Origin of the sequence: Desulfospira joergensenii DSM 10085, from assembly GCF_000420085.1 — a bacterium.
Classification (GTDB): Bacteria; Desulfobacterota; Desulfobacteria; order Desulfobacterales; family Desulfobacteraceae; genus Desulfospira; species Desulfospira joergensenii.
The window spans coordinates 2,238,633-2,257,033 of record NZ_ATUG01000002.1; the positions used below are offsets into that span (position 1 = coordinate 2,238,633).

Below are 18,401 nucleotides of genomic sequence, written 5' to 3' on the forward strand. Positions count from 1 at the left end.
CTTCTTGACAATCCCTTTGCCCTGGCTTATAAGATCGCCATTATTTAGGATTTGCCTCTGATATGAAAAGAAATTTATGGACCACTGCCGAGGGGAAGATTTTTCTGCTGGGGCTTTTACTCAGCCTTGCTCTCCTGGCCTATATCGGGTTTTATGCGACAACTGATCTTGAGATAGCAAAAATCCTGGCCCTGGCCTTATTGGCACATACCTTCGGCGGCCGGGCCGCCGGCATCGGGCTGTGCATTCTCAACGGATTCGGCCCTGTCCTGACCATTGCCTATAATTTTTATCTTGAAGTCCTTATTGTCTGCTTTACCTATTCGGGATTTGTCCTGACCACCACCAATTATCTGAGGATAGAATGGATCACCCGGTTCATGGACCGGCTGGCAGAGAAGGCCTGGGAGAAAAAAGAGAAGATGAAGTCCTACGGATGGATCGGCATCTTCCTCTTTGTCATGGCCCCTCTCCCGGTCACAGGCCCTGTTGTGGGATCCATCATCGGCTATATGATCCGGCTCAGCCTGGTCAGAAATTTTTCAGCCACCTTTTTAGGCACCCTGACGGCCATCATTATCTGGTTTTTCTGTTTTGACTTTCTGGAACAGCGGTTTCACATGATCCAGTATGTGTTTGCCGGAATCGTGATTATCGTTCTCATCCCCTATCTTAAAAAGATAAAGGACTTTATCAAAGGTCTCTCAAAGAGCAAACCTGAATAACCGGCCGGACTTGAACGGATATTGAAAAACCGGGCTTAAAAGTTTTTTTTAAGGAGGGTGTGGGAGCAGAAGTTCTTGTCGTCCCGGCGGGGATATCCGATATTGTAATGGAGGCCCCGGCTTTCTTTTCTCATGAGGGCGGACCGTATGATGAGTTCCGCCACCGTGGCCAGGTTTCTCAGTTCAATCAGGTCCGAGGTTACCTTGAAATCCCAATAGTACTCGTTGATCTCTTCCTGGATGTTTTCAATGCGGCGCAGGGCTCTCTGGAGCCGTTTGTCCGACCGGACGATCCCCACATAATTCCACATGAGCCGCCGGATTTCATCCCAGTTGTGGGAGACCACAATGGCCTCGTCACTGTCCGTGGTATTGGATTCATCCCAGAGTTCCAGGTCAGTGATATTCATTTCACTGCCCATGGCCTTGAACTCTTCCACAGAAGTCTCATAGGCCCTGTGGGAAAAAACCAGGGCCTCCAGCAGGGAGTTGGAGGCCAGGCGGTTGGCGCCGTGCAGGCCTGTACAGGCGGTTTCCCCCACGGCAAAGAGCCTCTGGATATCGGTTCTTCCGTTCAGGTCCGTTGCCACACCCCCGCACATATAGTGGGCCGCCGGAACCACCGGGATGGGATCCCGGGTCATGTCGATTCCGTATTCCAGGCATTTGGCATGGATATTGGGGAAGCGTTTCCGGATAAAACCGGCCTCCTTGTGGGAGATATCCAGGAACACGGAATCTGCCCCGGATTTTTTTAATTCATTGTCAATGGCCCGGGCCACCACGTCCCGGCAGGCCAGCTCTTTGTCCGGGCTGTACTTTTCCATGAACCGGTTTCCTTCATGGTCGATCAGGTGGGCCCCTTCCCCCCGGACCGCCTCTGAGATCAGAAAGTTCTTGGCTTCCGGGTGAAACAGACAGGTGGGGTGGAACTGGACAAACTCCATATTGGCCACCGAGGCCCCGGCCCTGAAGGCCATGGCAATGCCGTCTCCCGTGGCAATATCCGGGTTGGAGGTGTAGAGGTAGACCTTGCTGGCCCCGCCAGTGGCCAGGAGAGTGATACCGGAATAAAAGGTTTCGATTTTTCCGGTCCGGTTGTTCAGGACATAGGCCCCGCAGCAGATATTGTCCTGCTGGGTCACCAGAAGCCCGCTTCTGATGCTGGAGGAAAAGGTGATCAGATTGACGGCCACATGGTCTTCAAGGATGGAGATGTTTTTGTTTTTTTCCACATTGGCTACCAGGGAATCTTCGATTTCCTTTCCGGTCAGATCCTTGGAAAAAACGATTCTCTTGGCGGAATGGCCGCCTTCCCGACCCAGGTCAAAATCATATTTTCCCTTGCCAGCCATGTTAAAGCTGGCGCCCTGGCCGACCAGTTCCCTGATCCGGTCCGGTCCGTTCTCCACCACCATTTTAACCGCATCCAGGGTGCAAAGCCCATCCCCGGCATTCAGGGTGTCCTGGATATGGAGGTCAAAGGAATCCTGCTCCCCGAATACGGCGGCAACTCCGCCCTGGGCCAGGGCGGTATTGGTTTTTTGGACTTTTTTCTTGGTGATGACGGTGACTGTGCCGAACCGGGCGACTTTCAGGGCGTAACTCAAGCCTGCAATGCCCGAACCGATCACCAGAAAATCCGTTTTTCTGATCATAACAGGGAGTTTTTCTTTTTCTTACGTGTGCTTAACCCCAGGAACAGGCCCACGATGAACACCCCGGCCCCGCTGAGAAACCAGAGTTTTTCCTCGTTGTTCAGGTTCTGTTCCAGGGAGGTAATCTCCAGTTTCTGTTCCTCGGACAATTGGACCAGTTTTTTATATTCGGCATCCAGCTTCAGAAAGTCGGCGGATTCCTGTTTCAGTTCTTTATATTTTTGTTCAATATCGACCAGGGCGCTGTTTTTCCGGGCCAGTTCCCGGCTCTTTTCCTTCATCTTCTCCAGGGAGGCGGCCAGGCTTTCATTTTCCTTTTTTAATTTCTCCACGGTCTGGGCCAAAGGGGCGTCTTCGGTTAAAAACCTTGTCAATACCCAGCCGATCTTGTCATCACCTGTCTTTACCTGGGACCAGTCATCCTGAAAGTCAACAACCTCAAGCTTGGTCCCCGAGGTAAGCATGGCCACGATCTTATGGTCCACCCCGGGCCCTGTCCGCATGGTGATCTTGGCGATTCCTCTCACATATATATCCTGGGCGGCCCCGGCAAAACCGGGCCCAAGCAGACTCAGACCGAACATTAAAAAGCAGATAAGGGATTTTCGCATTCTATCTCCTTGGTTTTTTGATTATTTCCTTTGGAATCTTCATTTACCATTGGTTATGGGCTTAATCAACATGAAAACGAATTCCGTTTAAGATACAAGTAAGAACCTTTAAAATCAATCCTTAAAAGACTCGACAATTTCAAGGAAATAGTCTTTAATGCAGGGTTGCGATCCAAGGATAGAAGGTTGGACAATAATATTTGGTACAAGGAGGCTCAATGCAGTTTCATATGCCGGCCAGGCTTTATTTCGGCTCTGGAGAGATACAAAATATAGATAAGGTGATCACAGAATATATAAAGGCAAAAAAATCTATTCTGGTTACGGATAAGGGGGTGGTGGCTTCAGGTCTGGTGGAAAGGGTGAAGCTTCTTGTTCCGGGGGTTAAAATATATGATCAGATCGAGGCCAATCCCAAATCCGACACCATCAATGCCATCGCCCGGGAGCTTCGGGAAATCAAGCCCGACCTGATCATCGGGCTGGGCGGAGGAAGTCCTCTGGATGCGGGCAAGGCCCTGGCCCTGCTGGCAACCAACCCGGGGAATATCGAGGCGTACGAGGGGCGGGAAAAGTACGTTCAGGATCCCCTGGCCTTTCTGGCTGTCCCCACCACCTGCGGGACCGGTTCCGAGGTCACCTGGGTATCCGTGATCACGGACGTGGACCGGAAATTCAAGATGAGCATCAAGGGGCCCAAACTCTATCCGGCCGCTTCCATTGTGGATCCGGATCTGATCAGGACACTGCCCGGGCCGGTGATCGCCTCCACGGGTCTGGACGCTCTTACCCATGCCGTGGAAGCCTATCTTTCCAAACCCGCCACCCTGATCACGGACGTGAACGCGGAAAAGGCCGTGGGCCTGATCCTGGGATCCATTGAATCGGCCTGGGAAGACATTGAAAACAACCGGGAACAGAGGGAAAACCTCATGTACGGGTCCACCCTTGCCGGGTTTGCATTCGGCAATTCCGATGTAACGGCGGTCCACTGCATTTCCGAATCCATCGGTGCCCTCTATGATGTGGCCCACGGAATTGCCAATTCCATTTTCCTTCCCCATGTCCTGGAGTATAATCGTCCGGCCTGTGAGGAAAAAATGGCTGTCCTGGCCCGGAAAACCGGGATCAGGAATTCAGATGACTCAGGGGCGGCCAGGGAGTTTATCGAAAACATCCGGCAGCTTTCAGCCCGGCTGGACATTCCCGTATTCAGGGATCTGAATATCGGACCGGATCAATTTGAGCTTATCGCCGACATGTCTTTCAGGAACAATTCCAACCCGTCCAACCCGAGATCCCTGGACCGGGAGGATTATATGAATATTCTTGAAAATGCCTACAAAAGCGGTGAATAATGGGTAAAAGGGAGTGAGTTTTGGATTTTAATCCTTGCATGAAACATCAGCTGGTCCGTAAAACCGTTCGTGAGTTCGCAGAAAACGAGATCAGGCCCTGGGTATCGGAACTGGACCGGGAGTCCAGGTTTCCCCAGGAGATCGTTGAGAAGATGAAGCCCCTGAACTACTTCGGGCTCCAGGCTCCCCGGGAGTTCGGGGGGGCCGGGCTGGACACCATCAGCTACGCCATTGCCGTTGAAGAGATCTCAAGGGTATCGGCAGCCATCGGGCTCTGTATTACCGTTCACAACAGTGTGGGGATCTATCCCATTCTGAGATTCGGCACCCGGGAACAGAAAAAAAAATTTATCCCTGACATGGCTGCAGGAGATAGCATCGGGGCCTTCTGCCTCACCGAGGCCAATGCCGGTTCCGATGCCGGCGGCGTAGAAACATCGGCCCGGAAAGAAAAGGACGGATATGTGATCAACGGGACCAAGATCTTTGTCACCAACGGCGGGGTCTGCGGTACGGTCCTGGTCTTTGCCGTGATCCAGGGGGCAAAGAATCCGGCCAATGTATTTATCGTGGAAAAGGAAAGAACCGGATTTTCAGTGGGAGAAACCGAAGACCTTTGCGGCATGAGGGCCAACCCGGTCTCTTCCCTCTTCTTTGAAGACTGCAGAGTGCCGGAATCCAATCTCCTGGGAAAACCGGGCCAGGGCCTGAAGATCGGGCTTACCGCCCTGGATACGGGACGTATCGGCGTGGCGGCCCAGGCCCTGGGGATCGCCCAGGCCGCCTTTGAGGCCTCCATTTCCTATGCCAAGGAAAGACAGCAGTTCAACCGGCCCATTTCCAGGTTCCAGACCATCCAGAATTACCTGGCCGAGATGGCCACGGAAATCGATGCCTCCCGTCTGATCCTCTACCGGGCCGCAGCCGTCAAGGACAGTGGAAAACCATTTTCAGCCGAGGCCTCCATGGCCAAACTCCACTGCAGTGCCACGGCAAGGAGGGTGACCGACCTGGCCGTCCAGATCCACGGGGGATACGGATACAGCAAGGAGTACGATGTGGAACGGTACTTCAGGGACGCCAAGGTCACCCAGATTTACGAGGGAACCAGCGAGATCCAGAAACTGGTCATCGCCCGCCATCTTCTGACCCAGCCGAGTTAAGGAAAAGCCATGTTTAAAATCGTTGTATGTGTCAAGCAGGTGCCCATGGTATCGGAACTGCCCTGGGACTCGAAAACCGGGACTTTAAAGAGGGAATCGGCCCAGGGAATGATGGATCCGGCCTCGGCCAGGGCCCTTGAAGCCGCCCTGCAGATCAAGGCGTTCCGGGAGAAGGATTGCCTGGAAACGCGGATAACGGCCCTGACCATGGGGCCGCCCATGGCCGAGGAAATTCTTCACCAGGCAAAGGCCCTGGGGGCGGATGAGGCCGTACTTCTTACGGACCGGAAAATGGCCGGGGCAGACACCTTTCTGACGTCCCGGATTCTGTCCCGATGCATCGGGAAAATATGCCCTGATTTCCATCTGGTCCTTTGCGGAGGTCTTTCCAGCGACAGTGAAACCGGTCAGGTGGGCCCCCAGCTGGCCGATGAGCTCAGGGTGGCCTCCATCGGGTTTGTAAAGGAGATAAAACTGGAAAAGATTGACCCGGAAAGGGGACGGATCCGGGTCATGCGCCATGTGGATGATTTTATGGAGGAACTGGAAATGGATCTTCCCGGAGTTCTCACGGTGGATCACGGGGCCTTTGATCCCAGGTATCTTCCCCTTGACGGCATTGAACCGGCCTTTGAACATCCCGAGGTTCTGGTCCTTACGGCCCGGGAGCTTGGCTTTGACGGGAAGTTCAATGCCCTGAAAGAGTCTCCCACCCGGATCATTGATGTCTACTCCCCCACGGCACAAAAAGAAAACCGGGTCCTTAAGGGCGCAGTAAAGACCAGTCTGGACACACTTTTTAAAGAATACGGCAAGATCATCTCCGGCGCCATGGGCCGGGATTTGAAAACCCATGAACATGAAGGTGATTCATGAAAATAACAAAAGATATCTGGGTCCTGGGGGATTATAGAAATTATTTCCAGAGCCGGGTAACCCTGCAGATTCTGGCCAGGGCATCGGACCTTTCCAAGAAGACCGGGGGCAGGGTATGTGCCGTTCTCTTCGGTCACGATCTGGATGAGTATGTAAACGAATATATTGCCCACGGGGCAAGGACCGTCTATGTTATGGATGATCCGGCCCTCAAAGAGTACTCCGTTGAAACCTATTCTTTTTTGCTTGCCGGACTGGCCCGGGAGATGAAGCCGGAAATCCTCCTGGTGGGAGCCACGCGGTTCGGGCAGGAGATCGGTCCCAGGGTGGCCAAACAGCTTGAAACCGGCCTGACCGCCGACTGCATTGATCTTTCCATTGATGAAAAGGGACGGCTGGTCCAGACAGCCCCTTCCTTTGGAGGAAATCTCATGGCCAAGATCATCACCCCGGAAAAAAGACCCCAGATGGCCACCATCCGGCCGGGGACCTTCCAGGAACTGGTCCATGACAATGATGCTGCCGGTAAAATTATCCGGCTTCCCCTGCCCGAAAATCTGCCCGGCCCCAGGATCCGGTGCATCCGGTCCGAGTACAAACCGGCCCGGAACAAGAAACTGGAGGAGGCGGATATTGTGATCACCGGGGGCAGGGGCATGGGGTCCAGGCGAAAGTTTCAAAGACTCTTTGAACTGGCAGGCCTCTTGCACGCCGAGGTGGGCGCCACCCGGCCGGTGGTTTACGCCGACTGGGTTTCCCATGATGCCCTGGTGGGCCAGGCCGGCAAAAACATCCGGCCCAAGGTCTTGTTCGCATTCGGCGTCAGCGGGGCGATACAGCACACGGCAGCGGTTACGGATTCGGATTTTATCGTAGCGGTCAACAAAAACCCCGAATCCACCATGATGAAGATGGCAGATGTGGCCATTGTGGCCGACGCCGGCCAGGTCTGTTCGGGGATGATCCGGATGCTCAAGGAGAAGATCAGAGAATAGGGCCTTACCATAATCTTCTTGACTTGTTTGCAGCCTAAATTTATAAATGAAGAGGATAAGGATCAATCCAGACGGCTACAGCCCTTATTGTGCCCGACTCGATTTTAACAGAATTGACACAACAAAAGGTATACCCATGACAGAATTGACAGAAATTATTTTTGGTTTTCTAAACAAAGTCGGTTTTATTCATCCCATCCATCCGGCAATGACCCATATTCCCATGGGCATGACCATGGGGGCCTTTGTCTTCAGGTTTGCCTCTTTTCTGCCCAAGCTGAAGATGCTTGCCAAGACCGGGTATCACTGCATTATCCTGGGGTTGCTGGGAATCGCTCCCACGGTTTTCGCCGGGCTCCTGGACTGGCAGCACCGGTATGAGGGACAGTGGGAGGCTTTGATCATCCTGAAGATGGTCCTGGCAGGTCTGCTGACTGTTGTCATGCTCTTTGTGGTGATCAAGGATGATCCTGAGAATGCCCGGTTTGACAAGATTACAGCCTGTTATCTTCTGATGCTTGTTCTGTCCATCGGCCTGGGGTATTCCGGTGGGGAGCTCCAGTACGGATAGCCCAAATTCGTAATTGATAATTCCGGTTCGGCCCTTCCGGGCCGGACTCTTTTATTGGAAGACCCTGTTCAAAAATGGCGCAAAGCCTGCTCCATTTTCAATTCTCAATGGCTTACAGGTTTTTTTCCGCCTCCAGGATGGCCCCAAGACCCTGGTGCAGATCCTGAATGATCTGTCGTTCAGACCTTCCCAGGCGGATCCGGTTGCTGATGTCAAACACCGCCTCCTGGACTGCTGTTTTTTCGCCGCCGGTTCCCCGGATCTGAAGATTGTGGAGCCGGGCAAGCCTTTCCAGAACCTCCATCCTTTTTTCCAGTTTTTCCAGCCGGATGTGAACCCCGGCCCGCATGGCTGTACCGATGTTGGTGGGGCAGGAGGTGAGAAATCCGTGCTCCGGGTCCACGGCAAATTCAAGGGAGGCACAAAGGCTTTCAAGACCCAGGACCAGCCTGTTGAATACCCTTGAGATATTTGAGGTGTTTTCCATGGCGATGATTCGCAAATGGTCTTCTTCATTGACCCAGATGAGGAAGTCCGCTTCCCGGTCCGTCTTCCGGGAGCGGCTGATAAAGGCCCCCCGTCCCCTTGGAAATTCTTTGTTGATGCCGGCGGCATCCATGAACCGGTCCCCCCTGGGAAAGACCCATTTTCTGGAGAGCAGGTTTTCCATTTTCCCGGGGGCAAGTCCGTCCAAAGAGATATACTCTCCGCCAAACTCGCTGGGAAGCCTCTTCACGGCCCCCATCACATTCTGCTCCACCTGATCCCGTTCGGCAGACTTCATATGGGGGGGGAAGCAAAAACCTTTCAGGTTCCGGGCCGTCCGGATCCGGGTGGAAAGAATGAACCTGCCGCCGGGATCCAGATCCTCCAGGTTAAGGGGGCTCAGGTCATGGATATGTGGGCGGGTTTGCCGGTGGTAGGATCGGATCACCGGATCAAACAGGTCTGAAAACAGGGCGTAGGACTGGCTGTCTCCGGCATATAGCCCGATGCTGGAATCGGGATTTTTTATTCCCGATTGGATGGCCTGGTCCAGGGTAAATCCGGAATCTGTTTTTTTTGATTTTAATTGAAGATAAATTTCAGGGGTGAGGTGTTGTTTCACCAGGGCTCTGGAGCCCCGGGGAAACAGATCAACTCTCATAGGATGAGGCCTGGGAGGAGACCCCCCTTGCAAGGGTGGTCTGGATCTTATCCAGGATCATACACTGGGAATGGCATTTGGGAAGCTCCTTTCTGAACTCGCAGTTGAGGCAGGGGCTCTTGGTCAAATAGCCGATTTCAAAATCAAACAGGTCTCTTTTTATGGCATTGCTCATGGGATTTTCCAAATCAAATAAACCGAATCATATCAAATTCCAGGGGGTATCGTCAATATTCCATCCGGAACAATGTTCAGTTTATTCTTGTCAGATTTCCAGGCAGATGATATGGACAAAAGCATAAATCAATAACCGCCAGGGAATAGGGGAAGGATCGTCAGTGGGTGAATCAAGATTTGCTGAATTAAAGGAAAAGGAAAAACAGGCCAGAAAACAGATTGTCATTGAGTCCGCGCTGGCACTATTTGCAAAGAAACCCTTTTATGAAGTGGGCATGAGGGAGGTGGCCGACGAGGCCGGGATATCCCCTGCCACGATCTACCGGTACTTTCCCAGCCAGGAAGAGCTGTTCAACGAAGCCTTTCTCCAGGATATCTATTCGGTGAGCAAAGAATTCCAAAAGATGGTCGAAAAGGAAGAACCGGCCAGTATTGACGAGTTCGGGATAAAATTCGTGGAGCATCTCATTGAGAATGAATCCAGCTTTCAGATGATGGCCTATCTCATGCTCAAGTATAATCTGACCCACCCGGTCAAGGGAAAATTCGACTCTGTGACCAAGGTGTTTTTTGATCTGTTTTCCACTCTTCTCAAGCGCCACGGGATGAGCGAGGAAAATGCCAGGATTTACTCCCATTCCTTTGTGGCCTCCATTACCGGCATTTTAATGACCTTCCGGAACTTCCCCTTAAAGGACAGGGAAAGTGTCAAGGCCCATATCATAAAAATCGTCAAGATCACGGCCTCTATTTACTCGGCTCAGCTTTTGAACCGGAAATAGCCTGTTCCGGACAAAAGATTACCGGATTGTAATCCTTTTGCCTGCCTCAAATTCTTGACACTTTTTCACTATTCTTTATATTGAAGAAAAATCGGTTTGTTTTCAATTCATTCAAGCATGTTAAATGCATAGTCAGAGGACCCCATGGACGAGATCAAAACTTCCCAACCCCTTGGAATTCAAGCCCCGGATCACCCGGATCAGGACAGGATGGCTCAGGATCTAAAAAACCTGATTGAAAATAATCACCTTTACATCAGCCGTATCAGAAATGAGATTTCCAAACAGCTGGTGGGCCAGGAAAAGCTGGTGGACAGTCTTCTGACCGGGCTTTTAACCGGGGGCCACGTTCTCATTGAAGGGGTGCCCGGACTGGCCAAAACCAGTGCGGTCAAGGCCCTGGCATCGGCTGTCCGTGCCGATTTCAAGCGGATTCAGTTCACCCCGGATCTTTTGCCGGCCGACCTGACAGGTACGGAAATCTACAGGCCCAAGACCACGGATTTCATCACCCGGAAGGGCCCTTTGTTCAACAATATCATCCTGGCCGACGAGATCAACCGGGCCCCGTCAAAGGTCCAGTCCGCGCTTCTGGAGGCCATGGAGGAAAAGCAGGTGACCATTGGGGAAGAGACCTACAAGCTTCCTTCTCCCTTCCTGGTCCTGGCCACCCAGAACCCCATTGAGCAGGAAGGGACCTATCCCCTGCCCGAGGCCCAGGTGGACCGGTTCATGCTCAAGGTCCTCATCGACTACCCGGACCGGACCCAGGAACTTAAGATCCTGAAGAAGAACTCCTTTGAAAAGCCCGCCCCCATTGAGCCGGTGATCGACTGTGAGCAGCTGGCCTCCATGTCCGGGCTCATGGATCAGATCTATGTGGATGAAAAGCTCAAGGAGTATATTGTGGATCTGGTTTTCGCTACCCGGGAACCGGACCGCTACGGCATGGACACGGCAAGGTATATCGAGTTCGGGGCATCTCCCAGGGCCAGTATCTTCCTTGCCAAAGCGGCCAGGGTGAACGCCTTTCTTTCGGGCCGGGCCTATGTCACGCCCCAGGATATCAAGATCGCAGGGCCGGACGTGCTCCGCCACAGGATTCTGCTCTCCTTTGAGGCCGAGGCGGAAGACGTCACCACCGAGGATATTATTGTCCAGCTCTTTGACAGTGTGGAAGTGCCCTAGTACTAATGATTCCGGTCCATATCATAAAAAAAATCAAGCGGATCCACATCAAGTCCAGGAGAACCGTGAGCACCATCATGGCCGGCCAGTACCGGTCCGTGTTCCGGGGATCGGGCATTGAATTCGAAGAGGTCAGGGAGTACAGCCCCGGGGATGAAGTCAAGGCCATTGACTGGAAGGTTTCCGCACGGCTTGGCAGACCCTTTATCAAACTCTATAGGGAGGAGCGGGAATCCATTGTCATGCTGCTCATCGACATGAGCGCCTCCCTCAATTTCGGTACTTTTTTCGGGCAGAAGCTGGAAAAGGCGGCAGAGGTGGCCTCTGTCCTGGCCTTTAACGCCATTAAAAACAACGACAAGGTGGGGGTGATTTTTTTTACGGATCAGGTGGAAAAGTACATCCCCCCTAAAAAAGGCTCCAGTCATATCTGGCGGGTGATCCAGGAGATCTTCACCTTCAGGCCGAAAGGCAGGGGAACCGACATCTCCTGTGGGGTGGATTTTTTATCCAGGATCATGAAAAAACGCTGCTTTGCCTTTATCCTGTCGGATTTTCTGGGGCAGGATTATGAGAAGTCCCTGAAAACGGCCCGGCAGCGTCACGAACTCATCGGGATCCAGATCTATGATCCCGGCGCCTTTGCCCTTCCTTCCCGGGGAATGATCCATTTGGCCGATCTTGAGACCTCCCAAACGGTTCTTGTGGATGCCTCGGACAAGAAGACCCGGCAGGCCTTTACCCGGATGAGGAGAAATTTTCACGCCCGGGCAAAGGAAGTTTTTTCCAGGGCAAAAAGCGATCTGATTGAAATGAAAACCAATGATTCCGTAGCCGACAGCCTGACCCTCTATTTCAGGCAAAGGGAAAAGAGATTCCGGTAAATGCAGGATATTCACGAGATAAAACCGCCGGTCATGGTGGGTATGGATCCGGCCCTGATCAAGATCCTGGTCATTGCTGCCGGATGTCTGCTTCTTGCGGCTCTGCTGTTTTATCTGTTTAAGCGGTTTTGGAAATCTTCCGGCTCCAAGGCAGATGATCTTTTGCCCAGCCCAATCCCTCCCTATGAAGAGGCAGTCAAAGCCCTGGACCGGCTGGCCAACCAGGAGGCTAAAGATCTAAAATTTTTTTATTTTGAGCTGGGAGCCCTGTTCAAGGCCTATGTCGGCAGATCCTATCAGATCCATGCCAGTGAAATGACCACCCAGGAACTGGCCCGGCAGCTTCGGTCCACGGCCATGGACAGGAACCTGGTCACAGGGGTGGTCAAATTCCAGGAGCATTCCGACCCCTTCCGGTACGGCCCGGTTCTGCCTGAGCCCGGCCGGACCCGTCAGGATATTGAAACGGCCCGGCAGCTCATTGAGGCCATTGAACAGGATCTCAACAAGACCCGGGAGTCGGATCCGGAACAGGGAAGGGACGTGGACAGGGCCCGGCCGGAAAAAGAGAGGCCCACGCCCTATACAAAACTCATCGATGTTTCCGTTGACGGTCCGGGAAGGGGGGAAGACTGATGTTCCGGTTTGCCTCCCCCTATTTTCTGTTTCTTCTGGTTCCGGTCCTGGGAACCGGACTGGCCCGGATGATGAAAAAACAGACCCGCCCCATGCGGGTGGCCGGCCTGGCCGGCCTGGGAGAAATCCCCAAGTCCCTGGCGGCGCGGGCTTCTGGAATCATGCCATGGCTCAAGGTCCTGGCCCTTGGTCTCATGATTCTGGCCCTGGCCCGGCCCCAGTCCGGGGAGCAGAAGATCAACGTCATGACCGAGGGGGTAAACATCATCCTGGCCCTGGATCTGTCAGAGTCCATGAGGGCCCTGGATTTCAAACATGAGGGTAAAATCGTCACCCGGCTGGAGGCGGTAAAGTCGGTGGTTTCCGAGTTTATCATGAAACGGGACGGGGACCGCCTGGGTCTGGTGGTCTTTGGCTCCAACGCATTTACCCAGCTTCCCCTGACCCGGGACTACAATACCATTGCCTTTATGCTCGACCGCCTCAAGATCGGCGCTGCCGGTCCCAGGACCGCCATTGGCGACGCCCTGGGGATCTCCCTGAAACGGCTGGAGGATGTGCCTTCCAAATCCAATATCATCATCCTTCTCACGGACGGGGAGTCCAACGCGGGAGAGTTGTCCTGGCAGGAGGGGGCAGAGATCGCCGCAGGCAAAAATGTGAAGGTATACACCATCGGGGTGGGCTCCAGGGGGGAGGCCCCTTTTCTTGTGGACGGTCTCTTTGGAAAGCAGTACGTATACCGGCAGGTCAGCATGGACCTGGAGGCTTTAAAGGCCATTGCAGAGAAAACCGGGGGCAGTTTTTTCAGGGCAGGGGATATTCAGTCCCTGGAAAAGATCTACGACATGATCGATTCTTTGGAAAAGACAAAGGTGGAGGTGGATAAATGGGTGGAGTACAGGGAACTCTACTCCTGGTTTCTGACGGCCGGGGTTCTGGTTTTTCTGGTTCACATGGTATTAAATGAGACTCGTTTCATACGAATCCCTTGAGAGAAACGGGATTTTAGATTTATGGGTGCCTGGCGTGAATTTTGGATTGGGGAGAATAAGGCTTTCGATTTTGCCTATAGACTGAATAAATATGAAATTTGAAGATCCTGAAATATTGTTCTGGCTCTGGGCCCTGATTCCGGCCGGAGGGTTCCTGATCTTCGGGATCCGGCGGAGGGAAAAGATCCTGGCCCGGTTTGCCGATCCCTCCATCTACCCGACTCTTGTCCCTGGATTTGATATGGGCAGAAGATGGATCAAGGCCGGATTGATCGTCCTGGCCCTGGGATTTGCCGTGGTTGCCCTGGCCGGGCCCAGGATGGGGTTCCGCTGGGAAAAGACCACCCAGAGGGGGGTGGATATCATGATCGGGCTGGACTGCTCCAGGTCCATGCTGGCAGGGGATGTGGAGCCCAGCCGCCTGGAACGGGCCAAGAGGGAGATCATTGACCTTCTTCACCTCATGACCTCGGACCGGGCCGGGCTGGTGGCCTTTGCCGGTCAGGCCATTCTTCAATGTCCCCTGACCCTGGACCATGAGGCTTTCAATATCTTTCTCAAGGTCCTGGAACCCGATTACCTGCCCGTGGGGGGGACCAACCTGACCGCGGCCATTGAAACCTGTTATTCCGGTTTTGAACCGGAGTCCAATACCCAGAAGGCAATTATCCTTATCACCGACGGGGAAGACACGGCAGGCCAGGTGGATGAGGCAGCCAAAAAGATGGCGGAGCAGGGAATAAAAATTTTCTGCATCGGGGTGGGGGACCCCAAGGGAGCGCCCGTGCCCGGACCCGGGGGAGGGTTTAAAAAGGATAAATCCGGAAACATCATCCTGTCCAGGGTGGATGAAAAGACCCTGGAAAAGATTGCCGCCATGACCCAGGGAAAATATGTAAGATCCGTTGCCGGGGACATGGACCTGGATCTGATCTATACCCGGGAAATTCTGGGCACCATGGAGAGGAAAACCCTGGACCAGGGGAAGAAAAAGGTCTGGGAGCAACGGTTTCAATGGTTTCTTCTTCCCTGTGTCCTGGTGCTGCTGATGGAATTCTGGCTTCCTGTGGTCAACAGGAAAAAGGTTCTGCCTGTTCTGATTTTGGGTCTTGCCCTGACCGGACTTCCGGGACCGGCCCATGGCGCATCGGCCGTGCAGCAGGGTATCCAGGCCTTTGACTCCGGGGATTTTAAAACCGCGAAAAAACATTTCATCGATGCCCAGCTGGAAAATCCGGATGATCCCCGGCTCTATTATAACATCGGTACGGCCGCCTATATGGATCAGGAGTATGAACAGGCGGAAAAGAACTTTGCCCAGGCGGCCCAATCTCCAGATCCCGAGCTGAGCCACAATGCAAGATTCAACCTGGCCAATACCCGGTACCGTATGGGCAAGCTGGAAGAAGCGGCCAGGGAGTATGAAGAGATCTTAAAGGCATTTCCCGGGGATAAAGAAGCCCGGGAAAACCTTGAATTTGTCAAAGAGAAACTGGAAGAACAGAAAGAGCAGCAGAACAAGCCGGATGAAAATTTAGACAATCCGGATAAGGAAAAAGACAAGAAGGATCAAAAAGATCAGAAGGGCAAGGGCAGTAATCAGGATCAAAACCAGAAAAAGGATTCAAAACAGGACAAACCGGATCCATCCCGGCAGGGAGATCAAAAAAAACAGGACCAGCAGAAACAGGACCTGGAAGATAAGCAAAACGCCCAACAGAAACAAAACGGGCAGCAGGGGGATGAGAACCGGGACCGGAAAGAATCTGAACAAGAGGGATCCAAACTAAAACCGGATCAGAAGGCAGACTCGGCCCGGGCCGGGAAACCCGAAAAGCAGAGTCCCGGGGACAAGGCCCTGGAAAGCAAGCTGAACCGGCTGGAGGATAAACCCGGTATGGCCCTGATGCCGGCCGTCCGCGGCCGGGCAGAACAAATCGAAAAAGACTGGTAGGACCCAAACCCATTAAGAATGGATAATTGACAAGGGATAATTGAGAATTGAGAACTGAGGATGCTTCGCACCAAATTTTTATATGAGAAAATTAAAACCATTACAGGTTTCAGTCTTCAAAACTATCAGGGGATGGATATGAGAGTCAGACAGATTTTTTTCCTGAGTTTATGGATCCTCCTTCTGCTTCCGGCCGCGGGACTGGGGTTCCAGGCCTCTGCCCGGGTGGACAGGACAAGTATGACCCCCGAGGATATCCTCAATTTCCAGGTGGTTGTCCAGGGAGGAAAAGGCGAGGTAGACCTGTCTCCCATCAAGGATTTCAAAGTTCTTTCTTCGGGGACCTCCACCAGCCGGAGTTATATCAACGGAGAATGGAATCATAAGGTGGCGTACCAGTACCGCCTGGTTCCCCTGAAAACCGGAACCCTGGTGATCCCCCCCTTAAAGGTGTCTGGAAAGGAGGGGGAAGTAAAGACCGATGAAATCCGGATTCGGGTGGAGGCCCAGGCCCGGAACGATACTGAAGGACGGCCTTTTTTTGCCGAATCCCGGGTGAGCCGTTCCGATCCGGTGATCGGCCAGCAGATCCTTTACTCCTTCAGACTCTTTGCGGCAAAGAGGTTTGCAAGGGCCAGCCTGGATGAGCCGGAATTCAAGGGGTTTTCCTCCCAAGAGATAAAAGACAGGAAAAATTATAGCCGGGTGATCAACGGCATGGCCTACAGCGTCACAGAGGTGAACTATATCCTGACCCCGGAAATTCAGGGGGAGATTACCATTGAACCCGGGGTGGTCATGGCCGAAGTGGTGGTCGGCACTCGTAAAGATCCATTCGGTTCGTTTTTTGACGATTCCTTTCCATCCATGTTTTCATCGGCCCGGACCCGGACCCTGAGGATTGCGTCCAATCCGGTTGTGGTAAAGGTGCGGCCCCTCCCGCCCCATGAAGGATCCCGGCCTTTTTCCGGGCTTGTGGGCAACTTCTCCCTGGACGCGGCTCTGGACAAAACCAGGCTCAAGGCAGGGGAATCCGCCACCCTCACCGTCACCATACAGGGCTCGGGCAATATCATGGATGCGGGGATGCCTGAACTTTCCCTGGATCCGGATCTGTTCAAAATCTATGAAGACACTCCCCTCGAAGAAATCAAGATCACGGAACAGGGGGTCGCCGGGAAAAAGGTGTTTAAGAGAGCCCTTGTCCCTTTGAAGCCGGGGAATGCCCGGATTCCGGCCCTGACGCTGACCTATTTTGACGTGGATGAAAATTCATACAAGAACCTTTCCACCCGGCCCCTGGAGCTTGACGTTATTCCGGCCGCACCGGAAGGGCCGGTCATGGTAACCAAGACCCGGGAGCCCGGGGGCGGGAAGACCCTGAAAAAGGATGTGGTCCTGGTTAACCGGGATATTCTGGATATCCGGGAGGATGTCTCCATCCTCACCCACAGCGGCCGGCCGGATTTTTTCCGGTTTATGGCCCTGGTCCTGGCCCCCGGCCTGGTGTTTTGTCTGGCGGCCCTGGCCCTGCGCCAGGGGAAAAAGGAAAAATCCCTGTCCTCGGTCATGGCGGAAAAGGCTAAGTCCCATCTCAAACAGGCCGGAAAAAAGAATCCGGAGCAGGAGGCTGTTTTATCCCATCTCCATTCCGCCCTGACCGCGGCAGTACTGTCCAAGGGAAACCGGAAAGGAGAAAGCCTGACCCTTGGGGAGGCAGAGGATATTTTAAACAGAGCCGGTGCAGACTCCGGGACCCTCCAGGGAGTAAAGGATATGTTTGAAACCCTGGATCATGCCCGGTTCGGAGGCGGAAAACTGGATGGAGAAAAGATCAAAGGGATGATGGACGGAATCAAACGTCTGATTCAGCTCTCCCTTGCCTGTCTGATCTTTATGGGTGTTTTCACCCCCGGGAATTTGAAAGCGGACGCTCTTCCGGATGTCCAGGCGGCCGAGACCCGGGCCGATTCATCAAAAGACCGCACCGCCCTGTTCATTGAGGCGATCAAATCCTACCGGGCCATGGATTTTATATCCGCAGCCCATAGCTTTGAAGCCATTGCAGACTCCGGAGTCCGGAACCCGGATTTGTACTACAACATCGGAAACGCCTATTTCAAGGCCAAGGACCTCGGCCGGTCCATTCTCTGGTATGAGCGGGCCAGAAAACTGGCCCCCGGCGACCCGGACCTCAATTTTAATCTGGAGCATGCCAGGAGCCTGAGGACGGACGAGGTGGAAAAGACCTTCTCATGGGGAGATATCTTTTTTTTCTGGGAGGGCCGGGTTCCCCTGGGATGGATTCAGGCAGGGGCCGTTGCCGGGTCGTGCCTGTTTTTTTTCTGGGCCGGGGTCAGCCTCTTCCGGCAGAGAAAGATATTCACCGGTCTGGGATGGATACTGGCTTTTATTCCCCTGTTCTTGACATTGGCTGCGGGTCTTGAGTATACCTCAGACAGGATGGTCTCCCATGCCGTCATTGTCCAGGACATTGCCCAGGTAAAGTCCGGGACAGCACCTGCTTCCACAACGCTCTTCGATCTCCATGCCGGAACCCGGGTCCGGGTAAAGGACCGGAAAAACGGCTTTTTGAAAATCATGCTGACCCGGGAAAAGGTCGGATGGGTCAAACCGGGAGACGCCATAATCATATGAATTTTAAACAAAGGGTGTTTTCG

17 protein-coding genes are annotated in these 18,401 nt (G+C 53.4%); 13 read left to right on the forward strand and 4 right to left on the reverse strand.

What is annotated here, in order from left to right:
- Positions 1-62 precede the first annotated feature (62 nt).
- The gene (locus F608_RS0123260) at positions 63-725 is read left to right on the forward strand and encodes a small multi-drug export protein (protein ID WP_022668127.1); all 663 of its coding nucleotides are present in this window, start codon (positions 63-65) and stop codon (positions 723-725) included.
- A 35-nt stretch (positions 726-760) separates the two neighbouring features.
- Here the strand turns inward: F608_RS0123260 and nadB are convergent, their stop codons facing one another.
- Positions 761-2,383, reverse strand: a complete 1,623-nt coding sequence (gene nadB / locus F608_RS0123265; RefSeq protein ID WP_022668129.1) for an L-aspartate oxidase — start codon at positions 2,381-2,383, stop codon at positions 761-763.
- A complete protein-coding gene (locus F608_RS0123270; RefSeq protein ID WP_022668130.1) occupies positions 2,380-2,994 on the reverse strand; it encodes a TIGR04211 family SH3 domain-containing protein in 615 nt (204 codons plus the stop codon). Before F608_RS0123270 ends, nadB begins: the two co-directional genes overlap by 4 nt.
- Before the next feature lie 218 nt (positions 2,995-3,212).
- Here F608_RS0123270 and F608_RS0123275 point away from each other — a divergent pair, with 218 nt between their 5' ends.
- From F608_RS0123275 to F608_RS0123295, 5 genes are all read left to right on the forward strand, one after another.
- A complete protein-coding gene (locus tag F608_RS0123275) occupies positions 3,213-4,352 on the forward strand; it encodes an iron-containing alcohol dehydrogenase (protein WP_033398566.1) in 1,140 nt (379 codons plus the stop codon).
- A gap of 20 nt (positions 4,353-4,372) precedes the next feature.
- Positions 4,373-5,515 (forward strand): acyl-CoA dehydrogenase family protein, encoded by a 1,143-nt coding sequence (locus tag F608_RS0123280; RefSeq protein ID WP_027363048.1) that lies wholly within the window; start codon positions 4,373-4,375, stop codon positions 5,513-5,515.
- Positions 5,516-5,524: 9 nt separating this feature from the next.
- Positions 5,525-6,391: an electron transfer flavoprotein subunit beta/FixA family protein gene (locus F608_RS0123285; protein WP_022668133.1), complete on the forward strand. Its 867-nt coding sequence runs from the start codon at positions 5,525-5,527 to the stop codon at positions 6,389-6,391.
- Entirely contained in the window at positions 6,388-7,386 is a 999-nt protein-coding gene (locus F608_RS0123290; protein ID WP_022668134.1) for an electron transfer flavoprotein subunit alpha/FixB family protein, read from the forward strand. Before F608_RS0123285 ends, F608_RS0123290 begins: the two co-directional genes overlap by 4 nt.
- A gap of 136 nt (positions 7,387-7,522) precedes the next feature.
- Entirely contained in the window at positions 7,523-7,957 is a 435-nt protein-coding gene (locus F608_RS0123295; protein ID WP_022668136.1) for a DUF2231 domain-containing protein, read from the forward strand.
- 112 nt (positions 7,958-8,069) lie between these two features.
- On the opposite strand, the gene F608_RS0123300 is transcribed toward F608_RS0123295, so the two are convergent.
- On the reverse strand, positions 8,070-9,104 hold the full coding sequence (locus F608_RS0123300; RefSeq protein ID WP_022668137.1) for a phosphagen kinase: 1,035 nt from the start codon (positions 9,102-9,104) through the stop codon (positions 8,070-8,072).
- The gene (locus F608_RS0123305) at positions 9,094-9,279 is read right to left on the reverse strand and encodes a hypothetical protein (RefSeq protein WP_027363050.1); all 186 of its coding nucleotides are present in this window, start codon (positions 9,277-9,279) and stop codon (positions 9,094-9,096) included. Before F608_RS0123305 ends, F608_RS0123300 begins: the two co-directional genes overlap by 11 nt.
- 163 nt (positions 9,280-9,442) lie before the next feature.
- Between F608_RS0123305 and F608_RS0123310 the strand changes: the two genes are divergently transcribed.
- The 7 genes from F608_RS0123310 (at position 9,443) to F608_RS0123340 (ending at position 18,378) form a co-directional block, all read left to right on the forward strand.
- Positions 9,443-10,063, forward strand: coding sequence for a TetR/AcrR family transcriptional regulator (locus F608_RS0123310; RefSeq protein WP_022668139.1), 621 nt, complete (start codon positions 9,443-9,445; stop codon positions 10,061-10,063).
- A gap of 144 nt (positions 10,064-10,207) precedes the next feature.
- Positions 10,208-11,251, forward strand: coding sequence for an AAA family ATPase (locus tag F608_RS0123315; RefSeq protein ID WP_022668140.1), 1,044 nt, complete (start codon positions 10,208-10,210; stop codon positions 11,249-11,251).
- Positions 11,252-11,256: 5 nt separating this feature from the next.
- On the forward strand, positions 11,257-12,135 hold the full coding sequence (locus tag F608_RS0123320; RefSeq protein ID WP_022668141.1) for a DUF58 domain-containing protein: 879 nt from the start codon (positions 11,257-11,259) through the stop codon (positions 12,133-12,135).
- Complete coding sequence (locus F608_RS33120; protein WP_022668142.1) at positions 12,136-12,771, forward strand: hypothetical protein; 636 nt, start codon at positions 12,136-12,138, stop codon at positions 12,769-12,771.
- The gene (locus F608_RS0123330; RefSeq protein ID WP_022668143.1) at positions 12,771-13,766 is read left to right on the forward strand and encodes a vWA domain-containing protein; all 996 of its coding nucleotides are present in this window, start codon (positions 12,771-12,773) and stop codon (positions 13,764-13,766) included. Before F608_RS33120 ends, F608_RS0123330 begins: the two co-directional genes overlap by 1 nt.
- 91 nt (positions 13,767-13,857) lie before the next feature.
- On the forward strand, positions 13,858-15,720 hold the full coding sequence (locus F608_RS0123335) for a vWA domain-containing protein (RefSeq protein WP_022668144.1): 1,863 nt from the start codon (positions 13,858-13,860) through the stop codon (positions 15,718-15,720).
- Between the two features lie 138 nt (positions 15,721-15,858).
- Complete coding sequence (locus F608_RS0123340) at positions 15,859-18,378, forward strand: BatD family protein (protein ID WP_161626892.1); 2,520 nt, start codon at positions 15,859-15,861, stop codon at positions 18,376-18,378.
- Positions 18,379-18,401: the final 23 nt, after the last annotated feature.